This is a genomic window from Geodermatophilus sp. SYSU D00779 (genome assembly GCF_054050595.1).
In genome coordinates this window covers 155966-175302 of record NZ_JBJGZQ010000007.1, presented here as the reverse complement: position 1 = coordinate 175302, position 19337 = coordinate 155966, and the positions used below count along the sequence as shown (strand labels likewise).

Annotated in this window: 22 protein-coding genes; 6 read left to right on the top strand and 16 right to left on the bottom strand. The window is 71.6% G+C overall.

What is annotated here, in order from left to right; genetic code table 11:
• Positions 1-15: 15 nt before the first annotated feature.
• The 9 genes from ACI79G_RS07905 to ACI79G_RS07865 form a co-directional block, all read right to left on the bottom strand.
• The gene (locus ACI79G_RS07905; protein ID WP_456880584.1) at positions 16-717 is read right to left on the bottom strand and encodes an SRPBCC family protein; all 702 of its coding nucleotides are present in this window, start codon (positions 715-717) and stop codon (positions 16-18) included.
• A 38-nt stretch (positions 718-755) separates the two neighbouring features.
• On the bottom strand, positions 756-1445 hold the full coding sequence (locus tag ACI79G_RS07900; protein ID WP_456880583.1) for a phosphoglycerate mutase family protein: 690 nt from the start codon (positions 1443-1445) through the stop codon (positions 756-758).
• Entirely contained in the window at positions 1438-1731 is a 294-nt protein-coding gene (locus tag ACI79G_RS07895) for a putative quinol monooxygenase (RefSeq protein WP_456880582.1), read from the bottom strand. Before ACI79G_RS07895 ends, ACI79G_RS07900 begins: the two co-directional genes overlap by 8 nt.
• 1 nt (position 1732) lies before the next feature.
• Positions 1733-2581 (bottom strand): fumarylacetoacetate hydrolase family protein, encoded by an 849-nt coding sequence (locus ACI79G_RS07890; protein WP_456880581.1) that lies wholly within the window; start codon positions 2579-2581, stop codon positions 1733-1735.
• The gene (locus ACI79G_RS07885; protein WP_456880580.1) at positions 2578-3033 is read right to left on the bottom strand and encodes a (2Fe-2S)-binding protein; all 456 of its coding nucleotides are present in this window, start codon (positions 3031-3033) and stop codon (positions 2578-2580) included. Before ACI79G_RS07885 ends, ACI79G_RS07890 begins: the two co-directional genes overlap by 4 nt.
• Positions 3030-5165, bottom strand: a complete 2136-nt coding sequence (locus ACI79G_RS07880; protein ID WP_456880579.1) for a xanthine dehydrogenase family protein molybdopterin-binding subunit — start codon at positions 5163-5165, stop codon at positions 3030-3032. The genes ACI79G_RS07885 and ACI79G_RS07880 overlap by 4 nt, the downstream gene beginning before the upstream one ends.
• Positions 5162-6007, bottom strand: coding sequence for an FAD binding domain-containing protein (locus ACI79G_RS07875; RefSeq protein WP_456880601.1), 846 nt, complete (start codon positions 6005-6007; stop codon positions 5162-5164). The genes ACI79G_RS07880 and ACI79G_RS07875 overlap by 4 nt, the downstream gene beginning before the upstream one ends.
• 106 nt (positions 6008-6113) lie before the next feature.
• Positions 6114-6992: a PEP/pyruvate-binding domain-containing protein gene (locus ACI79G_RS07870; protein ID WP_456880578.1), complete on the bottom strand. Its 879-nt coding sequence runs from the start codon at positions 6990-6992 to the stop codon at positions 6114-6116.
• Positions 6993-7002: 10 nt separating this feature from the next.
• Complete coding sequence (locus ACI79G_RS07865) at positions 7003-8766, bottom strand: PEP-utilizing enzyme (RefSeq protein WP_456880577.1); 1764 nt, start codon at positions 8764-8766, stop codon at positions 7003-7005.
• 253 nt (positions 8767-9019) lie between these two features.
• On the opposite strand from ACI79G_RS07865, the gene ACI79G_RS07860 reads away from it, so the two are divergent.
• Complete coding sequence (locus tag ACI79G_RS07860; protein ID WP_456880576.1) at positions 9020-9685, top strand: GntR family transcriptional regulator; 666 nt, start codon at positions 9020-9022, stop codon at positions 9683-9685.
• A 47-nt stretch (positions 9686-9732) separates the two neighbouring features.
• Positions 9733-10617 (top strand): MBL fold metallo-hydrolase, encoded by an 885-nt coding sequence (locus tag ACI79G_RS07855; protein ID WP_456880575.1) that lies wholly within the window; start codon positions 9733-9735, stop codon positions 10615-10617.
• 283 nt (positions 10618-10900) lie between these two features.
• Here ACI79G_RS07855 and ACI79G_RS07850 read toward each other — a convergent pair whose 3' ends face one another.
• The 5 genes from ACI79G_RS07850 to ACI79G_RS07830 form a co-directional block, all read right to left on the bottom strand.
• A complete protein-coding gene (locus ACI79G_RS07850) occupies positions 10901-11206 on the bottom strand; it encodes an antibiotic biosynthesis monooxygenase family protein (protein ID WP_456880574.1) in 306 nt (101 codons plus the stop codon).
• A 213-nt stretch (positions 11207-11419) separates the two neighbouring features.
• A complete protein-coding gene (locus tag ACI79G_RS07845; RefSeq protein ID WP_456880573.1) occupies positions 11420-11707 on the bottom strand; it encodes a type II toxin-antitoxin system RelE family toxin in 288 nt (95 codons plus the stop codon).
• Entirely contained in the window at positions 11704-11988 is a 285-nt protein-coding gene (locus ACI79G_RS07840) for a type II toxin-antitoxin system Phd/YefM family antitoxin (RefSeq protein ID WP_106277604.1), read from the bottom strand. Before ACI79G_RS07840 ends, ACI79G_RS07845 begins: the two co-directional genes overlap by 4 nt.
• Positions 11989-12087: 99 nt before the next feature.
• Entirely contained in the window at positions 12088-12666 is a 579-nt protein-coding gene (locus tag ACI79G_RS07835) for a tyrosine-type recombinase/integrase (protein WP_456880572.1), read from the bottom strand.
• A gap of 280 nt (positions 12667-12946) precedes the next feature.
• On the bottom strand, positions 12947-13426 hold the full coding sequence (locus ACI79G_RS07830; RefSeq protein WP_456880571.1) for a tyrosine-type recombinase/integrase: 480 nt from the start codon (positions 13424-13426) through the stop codon (positions 12947-12949).
• 171 nt (positions 13427-13597) lie between these two features.
• Here ACI79G_RS07830 and ACI79G_RS07825 point away from each other — a divergent pair, with 171 nt between their 5' ends.
• Positions 13598-14335, top strand: coding sequence for an ANTAR domain-containing protein (locus ACI79G_RS07825; RefSeq protein ID WP_456880570.1), 738 nt, complete (start codon positions 13598-13600; stop codon positions 14333-14335).
• 289 nt (positions 14336-14624) lie between these two features.
• Here the strand turns inward: ACI79G_RS07825 and ACI79G_RS07820 are convergent, their stop codons facing one another.
• Entirely contained in the window at positions 14625-15404 is a 780-nt protein-coding gene (locus ACI79G_RS07820; RefSeq protein ID WP_456880569.1) for an ANTAR domain-containing protein, read from the bottom strand.
• A gap of 367 nt (positions 15405-15771) precedes the next feature.
• On the opposite strand from ACI79G_RS07820, the gene ACI79G_RS07815 reads away from it, so the two are divergent.
• The 3 genes from ACI79G_RS07815 to ACI79G_RS07805 all read left to right on the top strand — a co-directional run bounded on the left by ACI79G_RS07815 (position 15772) and on the right by ACI79G_RS07805 (position 17858).
• Positions 15772-16149: an ArsR/SmtB family transcription factor gene (locus tag ACI79G_RS07815; protein WP_456880568.1), complete on the top strand. Its 378-nt coding sequence runs from the start codon at positions 15772-15774 to the stop codon at positions 16147-16149.
• Positions 16146-16904 carry a cation diffusion facilitator family transporter gene (locus ACI79G_RS07810; protein WP_456880567.1) on the top strand — a complete coding sequence of 253 codons (759 nt, stop codon included), beginning with the start codon at positions 16146-16148 and terminating at the stop codon, positions 16902-16904. The genes ACI79G_RS07815 and ACI79G_RS07810 overlap by 4 nt, the downstream gene beginning before the upstream one ends.
• A gap of 315 nt (positions 16905-17219) precedes the next feature.
• Entirely contained in the window at positions 17220-17858 is a 639-nt protein-coding gene (locus tag ACI79G_RS07805; protein ID WP_456880566.1) for a GAF and ANTAR domain-containing protein, read from the top strand.
• A 578-nt stretch (positions 17859-18436) separates the two neighbouring features.
• Here ACI79G_RS07805 and ACI79G_RS07800 read toward each other — a convergent pair.
• On the bottom strand, positions 18437-19312 hold the full coding sequence (locus tag ACI79G_RS07800; RefSeq protein WP_456880565.1) for a hypothetical protein: 876 nt from the start codon (positions 19310-19312) through the stop codon (positions 18437-18439).
• Between the last annotated feature and the right edge of the window lie 25 nt (positions 19313-19337).

Below are 19337 nucleotides of genomic sequence, written 5' to 3'. Positions count from 1 at the left end.
CTAGCAGGTCGTGGGTCAGCGGCGGTTGCCGAGCCGGCCGATGGCCCAGCCCAGGACGAACACGTCGGCGAGGACGAGGGCGGCCGTCAGCCGACGGCGGACTGTCGGCGAGATGCCGAGCAGGGCGAATGCGTCGAGCTCGGCGGCGGCCGGCACGGGGGCGACGGTCCGGGCTGCCGGCGACGGAGCCGGTCCGGTGGCCGGCGCGGCTGAGTCCGCCGCCGAAGGAGCGGGAGCCGGTGCCCGCTCGGTCGATCCGGCTGCAGCACCGGCGTCCGAGGTCAGCAGGGCGGCGAGGTTCGCGGCAAACTGACCGACGATCTTGTTGGCCACGTCGTTCATCACGCCCCGACCGAACTGGGCGGGCTTGCCGGTGATGGCCAGGTCGGTGGTCGTGGTGACGGTGGTGCTCCCGGCGTCCTCGGTGAGGACGGCGGTGACGGTGGCGCTCGCGGTGCCGTTGCCCTTGGCGTCCTTGCCCGTGCCTTCGATGACGACCGTGCTGGTCTCGGGGTCGGCCTGGACGAACCGGGCCTTGCCCCGATAGGTGAGTCCGATGGGACCGAGCTTGACCTTGACGCTGCCGGTGAAGGCGTCGCCCTCGACGGACTCCAGGGTGGCGCCTGGCATGCAGGGCGCGATGCGCTCGGGGTCGTTGAGCGCCTTCCACGCGATGTCGAGGGGGACGGGGACGGTGAAGGTCTGGTTGAGTTCCATGCCTGCTTCCTGGGGGTCGTGTCGGGCGACCGGCGGCGTCAGGTGAGGTCGACGGCGAAGGAGCTGACCCGCAGCGACCGGTCGGGGAGGACGGTGTACTCCAGGCCGCCGACCCACGGCGGCTCGCCGGGGTCGTCGCCCAGGTGGGCCAGCGCGCAGGCGCGCAGGACCGGGGAGTGCGTGACCGCCACGGTCAGCCCTCCCGCGGGCCCGCCGGGATCGGCCAGGCTGCCGGCGAAGGCGTCGAGGCGGCGGGCCAGGGTGGCCGCGTCGTCCCCGGGGACGGCGGACAGCCGCAGCCACCAGCCGATCCGATCGGGGTGGTCGAAGAACTCGGAGAAGAAGGGGTTCGCAGCCGCCGCGTCCTCCGTCATCCCGGGCACCTGTTCGGCGAGGGCGGCGGCACTGCTGACCATGTCGACCCGCTCGCCGGCCACGTACACGTCGGGATTGCGCAGCGCGAAGGCCACGCGCGGCCCGTCGACCTCGGCGCCCTCGCTCCGGGCGCCCTCGGCCACGGCCTCGGCGGTCTGCCGGGTACGCAAGGTCCCGCCGGTCAGGACGCGGAAGGCCGGCCTCTCCTTGCCGAGCTCACGGCCGACCTGCCGGGCGATCTCCACCCCGTTGTCCGTGAGCGGGACGTCCCCCCGATGCGAGGCGATCTCGCTGTGGCGCACCAGCAGCAGCCGGTGCGCCACAGCGACGTCGGGGCCGGACGGCTCAGACATCGATCGTTTCGTACGTCTTGACGCTGCGCTCGGCCAGGTACTCGAGGATGTAGCCGAACACGTTCTCCTGGAAGTGCGGCGTGTTCTTGTGGTCCTCGTAGGCCTGCGCGTCCGTGTACTGCTCGTAGAGGAAGAAGGTCTCGGGGTCCTCCGGGTTGACCTGCGCCTGGTAGAAGACGTTCCCCGGCTCGGCACGCGACAGCGGCGTCATCTTCTTGATCACGTCGGTGACCCGCTTGGCCTCTCCGGGCTTGGCCTTCCAGGTGGCTGCGACGACGAACGCCATGTCAGTTGTCCTTCCGATTGGGTGTTCCGACGGTGTTGCGCAGGACGCCGATGGGGCCGGCTTCCATCTCGATGACGTCTCCTGGCTGCAGCCAGCGGTCCAGTTCCAGCCCGGAGCCGCCGGTGGCGGTGCCGGAGCCCAGCACCTCACCGGGCAGCAGGGTCTGGTCCTGAGCGGCGTAGGCGATGAGGTCACCGAAGCTGTGGTGCATGGCGGCGGTGGTGTCTCCGCCCCAGCGCTCCCCGTTGACACGTACCTCGAGCTCCAGCGTGGCGAGGTCGATCTCGTCGGGGGTGACGATGCACGGGCCGAGGACGTTGGAGCCGTCCCACTCCTTGGCCTTGGCCGGGCCCATCCCGACCGGCAGCTCGCGGCGCTGGACGTCCCGGGCGGACATGTCGTTCCAGATCGTGAAGCCGAAGACGTGGTCCAGCGCCTCAGCGGCGGTGACGTCCTTGCACGGCCTTCCGATCACCGCGGCGAGCTCGAGTTCGTGGTCGAGCTGTTCGGTGTAGGAGGGCCAGGCCAGTTCCGTGTCGGGTCCGGTGACGGTGCTGCCGACGCTGCGGTAGAAGGCAGGGACCTCGTACCACTCGGCGGGGATGTCGCGGCCGAGGTTCTTGAAGGCGTTCTTCAGGTGTCCCTCGAAGGCGAGGAAGTCCCGGAACGACCGGGGCTGCAACGGTGCCAGCAGCCGCGCGCCCGGCACGGGGCGCTCGGTCCCCCGGGGTGCTCCGGCCTCGATGAAGGCGACCATGTCGCCGTCGAAGCCCACGTCGAGCACGGTGTCGCCGTCGAGCCGTCCCACCCGGCCGGCGCCGCCGGGAGCCGCGTAGGTCACGTACTTCACGAGCCGACCTCCTGGACCGCGTCGATGATCTTGACGTAGCAGCCGCAGCGGCACAGGTTGCCGCCGAGGGCCTCGGCGATCTGTTCCCGGGACGGGCAGGTGCGCGCCGCGGAGCACTCGCCGAGGAAGGACTTGGAGGTCAGCACCATCCCGGGGATGCAGTAGCCGCACTGGAAGGCGTGGTGCCGGTCGAAGGCCTGCACCACCGGGTCGTCGCCCGGGAGCCCTTCGACGGTGGTGATCGCCCGGCCCTGGGCGAGGGGTGCGAGCAGGATGCAGGAGGAGATGGGCTGGCCGTCCAGCAGCACCGTGCAGGCGCCGCAGAGTCCGACGCCGCAGGTGCCGCGCGCCCCGAGCAGCCCGAGCTGGTCGCGCAGGACCTCCAGCAGCATGACCCCCTCGTCGACCTCGAGGTCGACCGGAGCGCCGTTGACCTGCAGGGTGATGTTCACGCGTACTCCCTGTCCTGTTCGGTGGCGGGGTCCTGTGCGGTCGCGAGCACCCGTTCGGGGGTGAGCGGCAGCTGGGTGGGCCGGTAGCCGAGGCTGGCCAGGGCGTTGCCGATGGCCAGCGGCACCGGGGGCAGGGCCGTCTCGCCGAGTCCGTGCACCTCGGCGCCCTCGACCTCGAGGATGGTCTGGCTGATCGCCGCGCAGTCCAGGGCGGAGGGGATGTTGTAGTCGGAGAGATTGGGGCCGACGACCTGACCCTCGTCGAAGACGATCTCCTCGAACAGCGTCGTGCCGATCGCCATGATCATCGAGCCCTCCTGCTGCAGCTCGGCGGCGGCCTTGTTCACCACCCGGCCGGCGTAGGAGGCGGCGTGCAGCCGGCGCAGGGTGAGCACGCCGGTCTCCTCGTCCACGTCCACCTCCGCCGAGGCCGCACCCTGGTGCCAGTGCGAGGAGGCGATGCCCTGTCCGGTGTCGACGTCCAGGCCGCCCTGGTTCGCGATGCGGCCGTGCCCGGAGTCGGTGCCGTTGTCCTTCATGTCGGCGACGGCGGCCTCGAGTGCGCGGCTCATCATGTGCGTCGAGCGGCTGGAGGTGGTGCGGGTGTCGTAGGGCACCCGGTCGGTGTCCGGCGGGGGCACGTCGACCTGGTCGGTGTCCACGCCGAGCAGTTCGGCGGCGAGCTGGGCGATCGCCTTGGCCGAGCCCTGGCCCATCTCGGTGGTGGCGCTGAGCACCTCGTACCGGTCGGGGCCGGTGCGGCGGATGCCGACCTCGGCGCGGCTGGGGGTCTGCATCCCCTTGAGCATCACGGCGATGCCCTTGCCGGGGTTGGAGCCGCCGGGCTCCCAGTCCACGGCGCGGGCGGCGTCGTCGAGCAGTTCCTCGAAGTGGACGTCGTGCATGGTCTCGCCGGTGCAGTAGACGTCGCCGTCGACGAGCAGGTTCTTGCGGCGCAGCTCGACCGGGTCCATGCCGAGTGCCTCGGCCATGAGGTCGGTGACCCGCTCGGAGGCCCACACCGACTGGGTGGCGCCGTAGCCGCGGTAGGCGCCGGCCGGCGGGAGGTTGGTGTAGATGCAGTAGGAGTCGACGGCGACCGCGTCGAACCGGTAGGGGCCCACTCCGGCGTAGCCCATCTTCATGGCGACCCCGGGGCCGCAGTCGGCGTAGGCGCCGGTGTTGACCCAGCACCACACCCGCTTGGCGACGAACCGCCCGTCGCGGGTGGCGCCGAGCCGGATCCGCACGGTGGCCGCGTGCCGGGTCAGGGTGACGAACTCCTCGTCCCGGTCCAGGGCGAGCCGGACGGGTCGCTCCATGCGCTGGGCCACCGCGGCCGCGATCGCCTCGGTGCGGACGAAGGTCTTCGCCCCGAACGAGCCGCCCATCGGCGGGACGACGACCCGGATGTCGGTCTCCGGGACGCCGAACAGACCCGCGAGGTCCTGGCGCATGTTGAACGGGGTCTGGGTGCCGGTGATGAGCTCGAGTCGGCCGTCGGTCCAGGTGGCGATGCAGGCGTGCGGCTCCATGGCCACGTGCTGCACCGCCGGCATGGTGAACGTCTCGTCGACGATCACGTCCGCGGCCGCGAAGCCCTCCGCGCCGTCGTCCGGCACGGGGTCGGCGGAGAAGGGGTCGCCCTGCGGGATCCCCTCCGTGCGGATCCGGAACCGGTGGCAGATGTTGGTCCCGTCCAGGGGCCGCATGCCGAAGTAGGCCGAGTCGCTGAGGCTGACGGGGATGGTCTCGTGCACCAGGGGAGCGCCGGGGCGCAGGGCGTCGCGCTCGTCGAAGACCGCCGGCAGCTCCTCGTAGCTGACGTCGACCAGCGCGGCCGCGGCTCGGGCCGTGGCCTCGTCGGGGGCGGCGACGACGGCGACCGGGTCGCCGACGTGCCGGGCGATGCCGGCGAGCACGTGCTGGTCGGAGATCTGTGCGCCGTAGCGGCCGAGGCCCTCGACGTCGGCCGGGGTCAGGACGACGACGCCGTCCGGGACGAACGAGGTGTCGACACCGGTGACCCGGGCCGCGGCGTGCGGCGAGCGGACCAGCCGGGCGTGCCACATGCCGGGGACGGTGAGGTCGTTGGGGTAGCGGATCTGGGCGCGGATGCGGGGGTCGGTCATGCCACGTGCTCCTGAGGGGTGGCCTTCCGGGTCAGCAGCGCCGCCGGGGTGAGGTCCTCGAGCGCGCGACGGACCTCGACGGCGATGGCTCGTGTGCGGTACGCGGCCGAGCCGCGGTTGTCGCTGATGGGGTCGATGCGCTCGGCGTAGCCGCGCGCGATGTGCCGGACGCCGTCCTCGTCCCCCGGGACCCAGGTGGCGCACAGGTCGGGGAAGGACTGCGGGCGCCCGGACACGGCGCCGACGACGACCGAGGCGGCGCCCTGGTGCAGGACGGCGGCGACGGACACGCTCGGCCGGTCCTCCCGGCTGCGGGTGAGCAGCTTGCGGTAGGTGGCGTGGTGCCGGCCGCGGGGGACCAGCACCCGCGTGATGAGCTCGTCCTCCTCGAGGCTGGTCTCGTAGTGGTCGAGGATGAGGTCGGCGACCGGGATCCGCCGCAACCCGCGGACGCTGAGCGCCTCCACCCAGGCGTCGCAGGCCACGAGCATGGCCGGCGGGTCGGAGGCGTAGTCCGCGTCGCCGAGGACGCCTCCGATGGTGGCGGCGTTGCGCACGCGGGGGCTGGCGACGACGGCGAAGACCCGCTGGATGCCCGGCCACCCGGCGGCGATCTCGGGGTGCAGCTCGATCTGCCGATGGGTGACCATCGCGCCCAGCGCAAGCTCCGCGCTGGTGGAGATCTGCCGCAGCTCACGGACGTTCTGCAGCGAGATCCAGTCCTCGCTGCTGAGCAGGCCCTGTCGGGTGAGGATGCCGACGAAGGTCCCGCCGGCCACCACGGTGGCATCGGGGTGGGCGGTCTTGAGCTCCACCGCCTCGGCGACGGTGCGGGGCGCCATCCAGGTCACGTCGTGTGCTCCTGATCGTGGTTCGTGGACGTCGGAGTGCAGTGGTGGCCAGGGGGCACGGGGGCGGTGCGCCGCCGCGCCCCCTGGCAGCCGCCGCTCAGACGGTGGTGATCGGCCGGGACTGCAGCAGGTAGAGGTCGCCGGCGGCGTCGAAGGCCCACTCGATGTCCTGGGGCACGCCGTGCAGGTCGGCGAGCTTCTGGCCCATCCGCGCCAGGGCCACGCACTCGTCGTCGGTGAGCACCCGCTCGGCGTCGACGACCTTGGACTTCTTCACGGCCCCCTGGCGGGAGAGCGTGTAGTTGTCCGGGGTGACCTCGCCGGAGACGACGGCCTCCCCGAGGCCCCGGGCGGCCTCGACGACCATGCGGTCCTTGCGGCCGTGCACCGGGTCGACGGTGAACAGGACGCCGGACTTCTGGCTGTCGATCATCTGCTGGACGACGACGGCCATCGCGACGTCCTCGAGCGACCCCTTCTCCTGGCGGTAGAAGACGGCGCGGTCGGTGAAGAAGGACAGCCAGCACTCGACGACGTTGTGGAGCACCGCCTCGAGACCGTCGGTGTTGAGGAAGGTCTCCTGCTGGCCGGCGTAGCTCGCGCCCTCGGAGTCCTCGGCGCAGGCCGAGGAGCGCACGGCGACCAGGCCCTGGAGCTTCGCGTACTCACGCTCGATGAGCTCGCGGGGCGGGCGGGCGGCGGCGACCAGAGCGCGGGCGGCCTCGACGTCGTTGCGACGCATGGCCTCGCGGAGCGCCTCCTCGTCGACGGCGGCGGCGAAGGCGGCCGAGGTGATGACGAAGCCCGGGGGAACAGGCAGCTCCTCGGCGGTCATGGTCGCCAGGCTGGCGCCCTTGCCACCGGTCAGCTCGACCACCTGGCAGCGCGGGTCGCTGAAGGGCAGGACGAGCGGCCGGTCGTGCGTCGACACAGCACCGGGTTGCTCGGCGGTCGGGGGCGGGAGGATCGCGGTCATCGTGTTCCTCTCAGAGGGCGTGGGTGGACGCGGTCGGGGAGTCGGTCAGGATCTCGACACGGCCCGTGGAGCCGTTGACGCGCACGCGGTCACCGGTCTTGATCCGGCGGGTGGCGTCGGAGGTGCCGACGACGGCCGGGATGCCGAACTCGCGGGACACGACGGCAGGGTGCGAGGCCATCCCGCCGGCGTCGGTGACCAGGCCGGAGATCTTGGTGAACAGCACGACCCAGGCCGGGCTGGTCATCCGGCAGACGATGATCTCGTCGCGCTGCACCTCGCTGAACTGCTCCGGGGAGAGCACGACCCGCGCGGTCCCCTCGACGACGCCGGCCGAGGCCGGGAGGCCCGGGATCTCGCCCGCGTGCGAGGGCGCTGGACGCTCCAGCTTCTCGGGGAAGGCCCACAGCGAGAGGTAGGGGAACGCCACGGCCTCCTTGGTGGCCGTGCCGACCCAGTCGCGCGGACGCAGCTCGTAGGCGTCCTCGCGGGCATCGCGACGGTCCCCGACCAGCTCCTGGGCGTCGAACGAGTTGGTGCCGGCCATGAGGCGACGCAGCTCGTTGTACTTGAGGTACATGACGTCCTCGGGGTCGTCGAGCTTGCCGTCCGAGACCAGCTTCTTGCCGATGGCGATGAGCACCAGCCGGACCCGGGCGTTGGTGCCCTGGTCGATGTAGAAGTGGTGGTCCGGGGTGAGCGGGTTCATCCGCAGGCTCAGGTCGAGCGCGCGCTCCAGCTCGGCGCGTGCGGGGCCGGGCTCCACACCGACGAACACCTCGGCCTTCGCCTTCTCCAGGTCCTCGGCCACGGCCTTGAGCTCGGAGGGGTAGTCGTAGTCGGACTCGAGGTAGCCGCGGACCGCCTCGACGATCGGGGCCGGGTTCTCCCGCCAGGTCTTGAAGGAGAACTCGTGGGCGTACATCCACTTGAAGCCGAAGGTCTTCTGGTAGGGCTCGATGTGCTCGGCGAGGAACGCGCGGCCCTCGTCGGTGCCCTCGAGGGCGCGGATCACGTCACCGGCGGTGGGGCGGGTGAACGCCCGGGCGACCTCGCCCTGCTCCTTCTTGACCCACTCCTTGATCTTCCAGAGCTCCTCGATGGAGTCCCAGTTGCGGTTCTCGGTGGAGCTCTGCAGCCGCCCCATCAGCGCCGAGTGGTCGCCCTCACCCTTGGCCGCCGCGATGGCCGCGTTCAAGGCCAGGGTCGAGGAGAACTGGGCGAAGTTGAGCACCCAGTGGATCTGCCAGTGCCGGTCGTGCATGTCGATCGCGTCCTCGAGCAGGATCGCGAGCTCCACCAGGCTGGCGTTGTCGTAGTCGTACTCGTCGAACCGGAGGAAGTTGCGCTCCATCTCCGGCCGCAACCGGTCGCGCCACCACACGAGGAAGTTCTCCGCGTAGTACGGCAGCGTCCAGCCCATGTACCCGCCGAGCTCCGCGGGGTCCTGCGGGTCCAGCGGCACGCGCGGGGTGTAGCGGCTGCCGTACTCGGAGGCCTCGGCGGACAGTCCCGGCGTCGCGGGGATCGCCGCGGTGTACACGTAGCCGTTGACGATCTTGGAGATCCAGTCGGAGGCGAACGGGGTACCGAAGCGCCGGAACATGTAGTCGCACTTCAGCCACCAGCCGCCGATGTCGGCGTACATGGGGGAGACGGGGTTCGGGATGTGCAGGTCGTCGTGCACCCAGAACAGTTCCTGCTGTCCGGCCTCCCACTGCACGGGGAACTCGTCGTCCCCGAAGAAGGTCGCCAGGACGGTGTCGTCGCTCATGCCCACTCCGGTCTTGGGGTGTCGGGGTTGGTGAGGGGCGGTGCGTCGGCGGCCGCCCTCTGGCGGGCCGAACTATCGATAATCTGGCAGAGGCATGTGACGCGCGTCAACCCCGATGCCAGGTCTTTCGTGACGACGGTCGCAGCGATGGGCTACTGGCCCCTCGATCGCTGTGGTTGACAGCACAAGCGGGCGAGCTACTATCGATAATCAAGCAGGCCGCCGGGGGCGGTCCTCACCCGAGGGAGAACGAGTGGATCGGCCACTTCGCCGCAACGGCGTCCTGCGCGACCAGATCAAGGACCTCATCGTCGAGCGCATCCTCGATGGCACCTACGGTCCCGGTGAGCGCGTCAAGGAGAGCGTGCTCGCCGCCGAGTTCGGCGTCAGCCAGGCGCCGGTCCGCGAGGCGCTGCGCGACCTGGAGGCGATGCGGTTCATCGAGTCGCAGCCGCACAAGGGTGCTCGAGTCCGCGAGGTGACCGTCGAGGAGCTCGGCCAGATCTACCCGGTCCGGGCGGCTCTCGAGGAGGTCGCCGGCCGGGAGGCCGCGACGCGGATCACCGAGGACCACCTGGGCGCGCTGCAGGACCAGCTCTCCGGTATGCGACAGGCCGCCGACGCCGGCGACCTCCACGCGCTACTGGTCCACGACACCCGCTTCCACGAGATCATCGTCGAGGCCTCGGGGAACCAGGTGCTCCTCGACGTGTGGCGCTCGCTCCGGGTCGAAGCCAGGACCGTGGTCAGCGTCCTGCGCGGCCACTCCGACCTGCACGCGATCGCGGAGCTCCACCGCCCCGTCCTCATGGCCGTCCAGTTCCGCGACCCGGACCTGGCCGGCAAGGAGATGCGCGCGCACATCGAGTTCTTCGGCGCATCCCTGATGAACCGCGTGAACGCGGCACAGGACAGCTGACCCTTCCCGCCCACCGCCCGCACCCACCCAGCCCGACGGAGGCCTCGATGCAGCAGCTCAACGACCGCGTGTTCACCGAGACGAAAGTGCGCGGGTGCAACCCCAGCTTCGTGGTCACCTCGGCCGGCCCCGTCGTCATCGACACGCCCCAGCTCCCGACCCGGGCGGTCGAGATGCGCCGGTTCGTGGAGACGTTCGGCGAGGTCCAGTACCTGATCAACACCGAACACCACGTCGACCACATCTTCGGCAACTACTACTTCCGCGGCGCCGGCGCGGTGGTCAACCACAAGGGCCTCTACGACAACTTCATGACCGTGTACCCGGAGCTCGACCCCTTCGAGTACGCGCGCGAGGCCCTGGCCACCGACGACCCCGATGGCGTCGCGCTGTTCCCCGACCGCGACGAGTACTACGAGGACCCGAACAAGGGGCAGATCGTCTTCACCGGTGACCTGTCGCTACGCGTCGGGCAGCACGACTTCCACCTGCTGCACACGCCCGGGCACACGCCCGGCCAGCTCGCGGTGTACGTGCCGCAGGAGCGGATGGTCTTCACCGGCGACAGCGTCTTCTGCGAGTGTCAGACCTGGCTGATGACCAGCGACGTCGACCAGTGGCTGGCGTCGCTGGAGATCATCCGCTCGCTCGACGTCGACACCGTCGTGCCTGGCCATGGGCCGGTCACCGACCTGTCCTACGTGGACAAGCAGCGCGCGGCCTTGCTCAGCTGGAAGGCCGCCGTCGCCGAGGCGGTCGCTGCCGGCTGGACCAAGGAGGAGACCCAAGCGCGGGTCAAGTTCCCCACGCTCGGCCCGGTCGACATCGGCCAGGAGTACATGCTCGAGTACGTCGAGACGTTGAACGCCGGCTCACTGTTCGACAAGTTCGCGGCGCGCCGAGCGGCACCGGTTCCTCCCCGCAGCAGCTGAGCGCCGACACCATGTGGAGGCCGCGCCGCGGCGAGAAGACGAGCGCCGCAGGCGTGATGGGCACGTTCACCGCCTCCGAGGCGCCCTCCGAGGCTCGGGTGTTCGTGGCCTGGGGAGGCGAGGCGGTCTTCGTGTGGCCGGTTCGGCCGGTTGGTGACGTGCAGAGCAGCCGTCGTCCTCGGTGATGGGCGCTGGCCTGGCTGCCGCCGAGGCAGTGGTCCGAGGATGGGGCAGCTCGGCGCGGTGGGCGTCGGGCCGATCCCGAGTCGAGCAGGCCCCCGGGTCAGCCGTTCACCCGGGCGTCGGCCACGACGGCGAACCACCGGGTCACGTTGGGCGCGGACTCCAGACCCTCCAGCACTGTGCGCTTGTCGAGGAACGCAGGATCGTCATGCCAGGCCATCCAGTCCTCGCGGCTGTTCCAGGTGCCGACGATCACCCGCGACAGGGGGTCGTCCTCGGGAGTCAGCAACTGGCCGGAGACCCAGCCCGGCATGCGTTGTGCGGACTCGAAGCGTTCGCGCATCGCTGCGTCCCACTCCTCCTGACCCCCAGGCCGCAGCTTGCTGGTGGTGAGCACGGTCATCATCGCCTGCTCCCTCGCCGAAGGACCCGCTCCTACCGACTCTTCCGTGTCCGTGGGCCAGTCAGTGGAAACCCGGACACCACGGATCACCCACCGTCCCCGGGTAGCTGCGGGCCTCCGCCGAGGATCGTCGCCGCGCTGAGTTCGGAGGACCACGTCGCAGGCGTGGCTCCCCCCATCACGGGTTGGCCCTACCCGCGCTCTGGCGACAGGTGGTCAACGGCCGGAGCGATACGCATCCCGGCGGTGCGCGACATCGACGACGGTCACCGTGTGACTGTCGTCGTCGATGCGATAGACGACCCGGTAGGTGCCGCGGCGCGCGCTGTGCCGGTCCTCCAGCGGGGGACGGAGCTGCTTGCCGACCCGCTGCGGGCTGTCCAGCAGTGGGCCGGTGATGAACTCGTACGCGGCCGCGGCGACCGCCTCCGGCAGGTACTCGGCGAGCTGGCGGCGGGCGGTCGGCGTGATCGCCAGGACGTAGGGCGCCGGCTGCCCAGTCACCTGCCGGAGCCGAGGCGGCGGCGCATGGCCGCGTCCAGCTCCTCACGCGTCTCGACCTCGCCGCGGGCCAGCTCGGCATCCGAGGTGTGCAGTCGCCGCATCGTGTCGGCATCGGCCAGGATCTCGATCGTCTCCTCCAGGGACTCGAGGTCCTCCGTCGCCACCAGGACGGCCGACGGCTTGCCGTGGACTGTCACGTAGACCCGCTCGTGCTGGCCACTGACCCGGGCCACCAGGGCAGACAGGTGCGCCTTGGCGTCTGCCAGCGACAGCGTCGTCATGGTCACAAGTATGACCAGATAGCCGTGCATCGTCCAGGTGAGCCCATCACGAGCCCCCGAGGCAAGGAGGCCGTCCGATCATCAGCGCTCAATGGTCGGTCAGGCGGCTGTCGTGTGGTGCCACCATGGTGGCCTGACAACGGTGTTCATGGTCGTCCGCAGGAGTCCGCCGACGACGATGTCGCCTCCTGACCTGCGCAAATGAACTCCGGCGTACCGCCCCGGACCCCCCTCAGCCGCCCTGGCAGTGTGGGGGTCAGGGGTTCGAGTCCCCTCAGCTCCACCCCGATGACCAGGCCGTTCTCCTTCGGGAGAGCGGCCTGAGTTGTCTCTGGTCGCAGTTGTGGTTGCAGTTTGCCCACCCTCACCTGGCAGCAGGAGGGTGCTCATCCGGTCCGCCGCCTCCCGAGCCAGGGCCGGCATGACGTGGCTGTAGATGTCCATCGTCGTGCGCATCTGGCTGTGGCCGAGCAGCTCCATGACCACCCGCGGGTGGACGTTCTCGCTCAGCAGCAGGGTGGCGGCGGTGTGCCGGCCGTCGTGCAGGCGGACGTGCCGGACGCCGGCGGACTGGAGCAGACGGCTCCACTCGTCGTAGTCGCTCTTCTTGTCGATCGGCCGGCCGTTGGGCTGGGCGAAGACGAGGTCCTCGTCGTGCCACTCGGAGCCGACCGGCATCCGCTCGCCGAGCTGCGCGGCCCTGTGCCGGTGCAGCTCGGCGACCAGGGGCAGCGGCAGCGCCAGGGTGCGGTGGCTGCGCTTGCTCTCGGGCCCTCTCAGATCAGTCCACCGCCCCGGACGCGGTGGAGGCTGCGCCGCACCGTCAGCGTGTTGTTCAGCAGGTCGACGTCCTCCCACTGCAGCGCAAGGGCCTCGGACTGGCGCAGGCGAGGGCGAGGGCGATTGTCCAACGGGCGGAGTTGCGGACGTGCGCCGCTGCCTCCAGGACTGCGCGGGCCTACTCCAGCTCGAGGGCGGTGGCGATGTCGCTCGCACGCTGCGGAGGAGGGTCGACGAACGCGGCGACGTTGCGGGGGACGTGGCCGCGCTGGACCGCGACGGTGAGGGCCCGGGACAGGATCCGGTGGTGGCGCAGCACGGAGGCGGGGGAGTGGCCGGCGTCGAGCAGGGCCGTGTAGAGCTGGTCGAGGTGCTCGGGGCGTAACCGGTCCATCCGGTGACGTCCGATGCCGGGCATGAGGTGCTGGCGGACGGCGGACTCGTGGCTCTTCAGGGTCCGCTGGCGTACACGGCGGGCCGCGATGGTGGTGAGCCAGTGCTCGAGCCACCTGCCCCGTGATCTTGCTGTTCTGCAGTCGGAGCGCCAAGCAGGTGGTGGCTCGGGTACAGGCGGTCGCGGGCGCGAGCGCAGGCCCGGGGGCGCTGCGCATGTCTTCCGAGGCGGCCTCAGGGCGACCGCTGGGCGGCAGGGCTTCATCCGCTCGGGGACGGAACCTCGCTGGGCGAGTACGTTGCTAGCTGCGCCGCACCAGCGGCCTCTGACAGGTCATGCAGTTGGCCTAGTGGATCACGAGCCACCCGCCACGGGCGACTCACTCCGGGGTCGAGGGCCTTCGTCGACCAGCCGGACCTGACAGAGCGGACCGCGATGAGCCCCGACGATCAGCGGCCGCCCGAGCCCCTGGACGTCCATGACGCCTTCGCTCAACTCGGCTGGCTGTCCTTCAGCGACACCTCCCTGGAGGGGATGCTGGAGAAGATCGCCGCCCTGGCCAAGCTGGTCATCCCCGGCGTCGCGGAGGCCTCGGTCAGCCTGGTGGTCAACGACAAGGCCACCACCGCCGCCTTCACCGGCAAGCTGGCGCTCGACCTCGAGGAGTCCCAGTACGGTCGTGGCTACGGCCCGTGCCTGGAAGCGGCGGTCGGTGAGGAGATCCGAGAGATCACCGACGCCCGCGAGGAGAGGCGCTGGCCCGACTACGCCCAGGTGTGCGTCGAGCACGGCTCGCTGAGCTCCATGTCGGTCCCCGTACCGGTACGGCAGGCCGTCCACGGTGCACTGAACCTCTACGCGGTCGAGGCCGACGCCTTCGACGACGAGGCCAGAGACGTCGCCCGAGCGTTCGCCTCCTACGTCGCCGTGGCGGTGCACAACATGCACCTCTACGAGAGCACCCGTGAGCTCGCCCAGAACCTGGACCGGGCCATGCAGACGCGGGCCGTCATCGAACAGGCCAAGGGCATCCTGATGAGCCAGCGGCGCTGCAACGCGGCAGAGGCCTTCCAGTTGCTCGCGGCCGCCTCGCAGCGGTCCAACCGCAAGCTCCGCGACATCGCCCAAGCCGTTGTCGACGGTGTGAGTCACACCCCGGGCAGCGAGGCCTAGTCAGCGGCGACGACGTCCTGGGTCCGTCCCCGAACAGGGCGGCTCCCAGGCGCCGCCCGCGATGGCGACGTGCCCGTCGTCCTCCGGCTCATGGGTCCGCGGAGCCGGCATGGCTCCCTCGTTCTCCGGCTGGTCCTGTCGCTCGCGTCGGAGGCAGCGCGCCGCGTCGGCGCCGACCGCCCCGGGTGTTCGAAAGGCGGCCCCGCCACCCCCCGGTCTGGAGTGGCGGGGCCTGACCGCGGCACGCCCCCCGGGTGGCCGCCGCGGCTGTCTGGGGTGCGAGCAGACGTCATTGGGCTCGCTGGTGGACCGCCTGGTCAGCGGATCGCGGGGACCGGGATCGGACGAGCGGCAGTTCGCCGGTGAGGACCAGGTGCTCGGCGATCTGGCGGACCTTGACGTTCCTGCTCATGGACACCGTAGCGAGGGCTTGGAAGGCCTGCTCGGGGGTCAGCTTGTGGCGCTCGATCAGGATGCCCTTGGCCTGCTCGATGACCGCTCGGGACTCGAGCGCGATCTGGAGGTTGTCGGCCGTCTCCCGGGCCTTGCGGTACGCCTGGACGGTGCCGGCGGCGACCGCCGCGTAGGGGGCGAACCCGGTGGCCACCGCTCGGCTGGCCTCGTCGAAGGCGTCCGGCCTCCGGGCGTAGACGTTCAGCGATCCCGCGACCTGCTCCTCCCCGGCGAGGACCAACGGCACGGCCAGCAGACTGAGGACGCCGTGTTCGGCGACGTACCGGGCGTAGTCCGGCCACCGGCTGTCCACGCGGGTGTCGCCGATCTCGACCAGGACGCCGTCGCGGGCGGTGTGCAGGCACGGCCCGTCCCCGCGGCGGTACTGGGCCTCGTCGAGGCCGAGGGCCAGCGGCCCGGTGTCGACGACTGTTCTCGGCTCGTCCTTGATCAGCAGCGTGACCGATGCCTCCGGGTCACCGGGCATGACCCTCTTGGTGAGGTCGGCCATCGATTGCAGCAGGCTCTCCATGGAGAGTTCCCGCAAGGACCGCTGGCCCAGGTGCTCCAGCGCCTCGGCCGCTTCGATGGATCGTTGCTTCTCGCTGCGGGCCACCGCGGGCCTCCGGTCCGATCGATACCGGGGCGCGACCTCGGCGGCGAACCCCACGGTGGGCTCCGCATCTGCGCTACGCCGCTGCCTGACGCAACATCGGCGCCCGACACCGGGCGCCGATGGAGAGCCTATCCGACTGCCTGGTCCGCCGGTCCTCGTAGGTGGCGGAGACGTGTTCCACACCGGCGAACTGCCCAGCAGTTCCGCCTGGCACGAGGACCCGGGGTGACCGGTCTCGCAGGACACCCGGGAGCGTCCACGCCGGCGGATCACGCCGACCTCGGCGATCACGGCGGGGACGAACAGCACGATGGACCGGGCGACCGGCATGGACGGCAGCCTGCCAAGTGATCGATATCATCGGCCTATGACGATGACAGCGCCCGCTCGCGAGCCCTCGTCCGCGGTCAGCGAGACGGCGGCACTGTCGGCTGCCGCGTGCGTGTTCCGCAGCCTGGGTGACGCGACGCGGCTGGCGATCCTGCGGCACCTGTCGCTGGGCGAGCACAAGGTCGTCGACCTGACCGCTCACCTGGGTCTGGCGCAGTCCACCGTGTCGGCCCACCTCGCCTGCCTACGGGACTGCGGCCTGGTGTCCTCGCGGCCGCAGGGGAGGGCGTCCATCTGGTCGCTGGCCCATCCCGCCGAGCTGCTCGACGTCCTGGCCGCCGCCGAGCGGCTGCTCGCGGCCACCGGCGACGCGGTCGAGCTGTGCCCCACCTACGGAGAGGCGGCGAACCGGTGACCACCGTGCACGCGCGCCCGGAGCCCACCGCGGCCGCCCGGGCACGGCTGGGCCGCCGCGCCCAGTGGCTGGCCGGCGCCAGCGTCGCCTACAACGTGGTCGAGGCCGCGGTCGCCGTCACCGCGGGTCTGGTCGCCGGGTCGGTCGCGCTGGTCGGGTTCGGGCTGGACTCCGTCGTCGAGGTCTCCAGTGGGCTGATCATCCTGTGGCAGTTCCGGCACCGGATGCCCGAGTCGCGCGAGCGGCAGGCGCTACGGCTGATGGCCCTGGCCTTCTTCGCCCTGGCCGCCTACGTGACAGCCGAGTCGGTGCGCGCGCTGTTCTCCGCCGGCGAGCCGGAGTCCTCGCCGGTCGGCATCGGACTGGCGGTCGCCTCACTGGTGATCATGCCGTTCCTGTCCTGGGCGCAGCGCCGCACCGGCCGGGCGCTGGGCTCGGCGACGGTCGTTGCCGATTCCACCCAGACGCTGTTGTGCACCTACCTGTCGGCGGTGCTGCTCGTCGGGCTCGTGCTCAACGCCACCCTCGGCTGGGGCTGGGCCGACCCGGTCGCCGGCCTGGTCATCGCCGGGATCGCGTTCCGCGAGGGTGTCGAGGCCTGGCGCGGCGACGGCTGCTGCGTCCCGGCCCAACCCGGCGAGGATGCCGTCCACCACCGCTGTGGCTGCGAAGAGGGCTGCACCGACGACTGCTGCGGACCCAAGCCGGCGACGGTCATCAGCGTGCAGCCGACCCGCCGGGAACCGGACCGCTGAGCAGCCGCGGGTTCGCCGGGTCGCACGCGAACCACATGGCCGTCCATGGCCCCGCGTGAGCGGGCTGCTGTCGCGCCGACGGAGCCCCGGCCGAGGATCCGGCGGGTGTGCATTCCGATCGCCCACCGGTCGTGCCAGTGTGCGGGGATGGGCCGCCACACGAGTCCTGACGCGCCCGGACCTTCCGGTGACGAGCGTTCACGGACGGACGCCGAGGCCGCACCCGCCGACCGGCGGGGGCAGCCCTCGGCGCACGCGACCGGTGACGCCGTCCGTCAGGACCTGTCTCAGCGGCTGTCCGACCTCGCGCGGGAGATGCAGCACCAGACCGACGCCACGGCGGTCATGGAGCTGATCGTCTCGGCGGTTGCGGGCACGATCCCGGGAGCCGAGGAGGCCAGCATCAGCCTGGTGCAGGGACGCCGGCGGGTGATGTCGGCCGCGGCCACCGGCGAGTGGGCGCGGCGGTTCGACGACCTGCAGCAGGAGGTCGGGCAGGGTCCGTGCCTGGACGCCATGTACGAGCAGGTCACCGTGCGCGTCGACGACCTGGCCACCGATCCGCGCTGGCCGGAGCTGGCCCGCCGGGCGACGGCGGAGCTCGACGTGGCCAGCATGCTGTGCTTCCAGCTGTTCGTGCACGAGAGCGACCTCGGGGCGCTGAACCTGATGGCTCGCCAGCCGGCGGCGTTCACCGACGAGTCCGAGCGGATCGGGCTGCTGTTCGCCAGCCACGCCGCGATCGCGGTCGCCGATGCCCAGGATCTCAACCACATCACCACCGCCCTGGCCAGCCGCGACGTCATCGGTCAGGCCAAGGGCATCCTGATGGAGCGCTACAAGATCACAGCGGACATGGCATTCGCCCTGCTGGCGAAGACCAGCCAGGACACCAACCGCAAGCTCGCCGAGGTCGCCGAACAGCTCACGGAGACCGGCGCCCTCGGGAAATGACGCCCGAGCACTGCGGCTGTGTGCGGGAACGCGAGCCGCGCCGTCGCGCCGGGCTGATGCCGTTGGAGCGCGCTGCGGCGCCTGTCGGCTGGATCGCATCCCGCGCGCGAGAGGACCTGCGCCGGCTATCGGCTCTGCGCCCGGGCCCGTGGTCGCGGAACGTCCGTCGGCCCTCGTCCGGGGCGGTTCTCCGCCGTTCGCTGCCGTTCCGCATGCCTTCCTGCGTATGGCGTGTGGTCTGAGGCCGCCTCCTGGGACACCTGGCCATCCCCTACCACGTGGGGACTCCTCAGGTTCCTCGCCATGTGGGGACAGCCCCAGCCGACGTCGGTCACCCCCTCCGCGGCCAGCCGGGCGCGCATGCCCGCGGCCCGTGCGACGCCGGCGAGGTCCAGCTCGGCCGTGGCGTGCTCCCGCAGCGCGTCGGCGTGGATGAGGTCGACCGTGGTCAGCGCGGCCTTGTTCAGCCGGGCCGCCGTGGCCTCGTGCAGGACGGCAGCGCGCCAACGCAGGCGCGGCAGGTTCCGCGCATCACCTGTCCTGGCCGACGGGCGGTGCGGTGTCCCGCAGCGGCCCGCTCACGGCCTGTGCGGCTCAGGGTCCGTGGGGTCGCTGTCACGAGAACGGTCGCGGTCCGCTGCGGCCGCCGCTCGGTCCCGGCTGTCCTGCTCGCGGTCGGCGCGGGCGGCCTCACGGTCCTCCCGCGCCGCGATCCGGTCCCGCTCCGCCGCGAGACGGTCGGCTACGTCGGCCGCTCGGTCGGCCGCGGCCCGCGCCCGGTCGTCCTCGGCCCATCCTCGGTAGCTCGCCTCGACCTCGACGTCGATGGCCCGCTGCTGCTCGGCCTCCTCGGGCGAACCCCCGCCGGCCGAGGTGGCCACCCGCCGCGCCTGTGCGGCACCGCGCTCGGCGGCGGCGGCCTCCCGGTGCTCGGCGGCCACGGCCCGCTCTCCGGCCCGCTGGTCACGCTCGGCGGCCACCTCGTCGCGCTGCTGCGCAGCCTGCTCGCGTTCCAGAGCCGCCTCGTCCCGCCGGCGAGCGGCCCGCTCGCGACGCCGGGCCGCATCGTCCAGCGCCCGGCCGGCGGCGATCCGCCGCTGCTCGACACTCGCCACGTCCGTGGGATCGGGCGTGGTGCCCACCGGCCAGCGATCGGCTCGCAGACGCTCGTGCTCGACGGCCTGCAACGCCGCCGCGGCCTCGCTCAGCAGCCCCCGCGCATCCTCGAGGCGGCCCTCCTGCAGCGCCCGTTCGGCCAGGGCGAGGTGCGTGGCGGCGACGCCGCTCTCGGTTGCGGCCACCGCCTCGGCGCCCCGGCTCAGTCCCTCCTGGAGCCGCCGGATGCTCTGCCGAAGGCGCTCGGCGGCCTGCGCGGCGCGACGGCGCTGCTGCTCCCGGCGTGCCTGCTCGCCGTCCACGCGCTCGTCGGCGGCCCGTTCCTCGGACCCGTCCATCCGCCGAGCGTTCTCCCGACGGAGG

Bases quoted from the DNA above. Each gene is read 5' to 3' on its own strand.
- ACI79G_RS07830 (WP_456880571.1), bottom strand. From the start codon at position 13,426: ATGAAGCCCTGCCGCCCAGCGGTCGCCCTGAGGCCGCCTCGGAAGACA.
- ACI79G_RS07815 (WP_456880568.1), top strand. From the start codon at position 15,772: ATGACGATGACAGCGCCCGCTCGCGAGCCCTCGTCCGCGGTCAGCGAG.
- ACI79G_RS07800 (WP_456880565.1), bottom strand. From the start codon at position 19,312: ATGGACGGGTCCGAGGAACGGGCCGCCGACGAGCGCGTGGACGGCGAG.
- ACI79G_RS07895 (WP_456880582.1), bottom strand. From the start codon at position 1,731: ATGGCGTTCGTCGTCGCAGCCACCTGGAAGGCCAAGCCCGGAGAGGCC.
- ACI79G_RS07880 (WP_456880579.1), bottom strand. From the start codon at position 5,165: ATGACCGACCCCCGCATCCGCGCCCAGATCCGCTACCCCAACGACCTC.
- ACI79G_RS07870 (WP_456880578.1), bottom strand. From the start codon at position 6,992: ATGACCGCGATCCTCCCGCCCCCGACCGCCGAGCAACCCGGTGCTGTG.
- ACI79G_RS07850 (WP_456880574.1), bottom strand. From the start codon at position 11,206: ATGATGACCGTGCTCACCACCAGCAAGCTGCGGCCTGGGGGTCAGGAG.
- ACI79G_RS07900 (WP_456880583.1), bottom strand. From the start codon at position 1,445: ATGTCTGAGCCGTCCGGCCCCGACGTCGCTGTGGCGCACCGGCTGCTG.
- ACI79G_RS07865 (WP_456880577.1), bottom strand. From the start codon at position 8,766: ATGAGCGACGACACCGTCCTGGCGACCTTCTTCGGGGACGACGAGTTC.
- ACI79G_RS07855 (WP_456880575.1), top strand. From the start codon at position 9,733: ATGCAGCAGCTCAACGACCGCGTGTTCACCGAGACGAAAGTGCGCGGG.
- ACI79G_RS07805 (WP_456880566.1), top strand. From the start codon at position 17,220: ATGCAGCACCAGACCGACGCCACGGCGGTCATGGAGCTGATCGTCTCG.
- ACI79G_RS07905 (WP_456880584.1), bottom strand. From the start codon at position 717: ATGGAACTCAACCAGACCTTCACCGTCCCCGTCCCCCTCGACATCGCG.
- ACI79G_RS07840 (WP_106277604.1), bottom strand. From the start codon at position 11,988: ATGACGACGCTGTCGCTGGCAGACGCCAAGGCGCACCTGTCTGCCCTG.
- ACI79G_RS07825 (WP_456880570.1), top strand. From the start codon at position 13,598: ATGAGCCCCGACGATCAGCGGCCGCCCGAGCCCCTGGACGTCCATGAC.
- ACI79G_RS07835 (WP_456880572.1), bottom strand. From the start codon at position 12,666: ATGCCGGTCGGCTCCGAGTGGCACGACGAGGACCTCGTCTTCGCCCAG.
- ACI79G_RS07875 (WP_456880601.1), bottom strand. From the start codon at position 6,007: ATGGCGCCCCGCACCGTCGCCGAGGCGGTGGAGCTCAAGACCGCCCAC.